The sequence below is a fragment of the Acinetobacter sp. YH12052 genome (genome assembly GCF_013419835.1).
GTDB classification, from domain to species: Bacteria; Pseudomonadota; Gammaproteobacteria; order Pseudomonadales; family Moraxellaceae; genus Acinetobacter; species Acinetobacter amyesii.
Window position 1 is genome coordinate 1 of sequence record NZ_VOZI01000053.1, and the last position, 1,075, is coordinate 1,075.

Annotated in this window: 2 protein-coding genes and 1 pseudogene; all 3 read right to left on the reverse strand. The window is 46.2% G+C overall.

The window, feature by feature from the left end:
- A partial coding sequence (locus FTU06_RS16655) for a transposase (RefSeq protein WP_218954131.1) occupies window positions 1-433 on the reverse strand: 433 nt, incomplete at its 3' end.
- A gap of 74 nt (window positions 434-507) precedes the next feature.
- Complete coding sequence (tnpB, locus tag FTU06_RS16660) at window positions 508-843, reverse strand: IS66 family insertion sequence element accessory protein TnpB (protein WP_180147630.1); 336 nt, start codon at window positions 841-843, stop codon at window positions 508-510.
- A pseudogene (locus tag FTU06_RS16665) lies at window positions 840-1,075 on the reverse strand (IS66 family insertion sequence element accessory protein TnpB); the annotation flags it as partial. The pseudogene FTU06_RS16665 and the gene tnpB, both read right to left, overlap by 4 nt.

A 1,075-nucleotide genomic window follows, 5' to 3' on the forward strand; every position in this document is an offset into this window, starting at 1 on the left:
CACAACTGCATTGGGTTGATGCAGGTTCATGCTCAATACGGATGGTGTGTAGATGATCTGGCAGCAGTCGACGTTTAGGTTTGTTGACTGTGGCTTTCTGTGTCGCTGCATGGGTTTTATCTGCATTTAATCGTTCTAATTCCAGATCAACGGCTGCGATATCTTCTTCGACCGCTTCATCCCACAGATGGATTTGTTTTGCGGTGAGATGTTCGTTTTTACTGCCGAATTTATGCTGTTTAAACAGTGCGAGTTCATGCTCGTATTTTTGATTGAGAATAGAAAGATGTTGAACTTTGGCATCCAATTGTTGGTTTGATTTTTCTAATTCTTGATTTGATTCTGCCAGAGACTGATGCTGCATCGCCAACTGCCGGGTGAATTCCAGCAGTTGTTCATGGGTCAGTTGGCTTAAGTCAGGCAGCGTATTCATGACCGCAGTATGCCTGAGGTCATGAGAAGAATGAAATAGAACGTTTGGAGGATAGCAGAATAGCCGAGCTTGGTTTAGAGCATCGTGACCACCTGCTGTCGTCCAATGCGCTGCCAAGGCAAACCCTGGATCAGTGCCTGTAACTGTTCCGGGCTGAGAGCCACGCTTTCACCCTGGTGAACTTGAGCCCAGTGGAATTTTCCCTGTTCCAGCCGCCGGGCACACAGCCAGATGCCCAGTCCATCATGTACCAGCACTTTCATGCGATGACCACGTTTATTACAGAACAGGTAGGCGCAATGCGGTTTGATGTAGCCAAAGGCTCTCACCACCTGAGCCATGACAGTATCCATCCCTGCTCGCATATCCAGAGGTTGGGTAGAAAGCCAGATTTCATCAATGCGGATCATGTTGCAAGTACCTTGAGTAATTCTGCCAAGGCAGGTATTTCTGATACTTGCCATTTCAAGCCAATTTCTGCTTTTGAGTGGGGTAAAGTAATTTGAACTTTTAACATGTCAGTAGGAGTAGGATCTAATGGTGCAGAGCAAGATAAGGCAATAAATGCAGGTTTATTCGGTAGTGGTGAGCGATCACTCCCTGGCTTAGCATCAATTAAGCGAATCCATTTGGATACAAGAT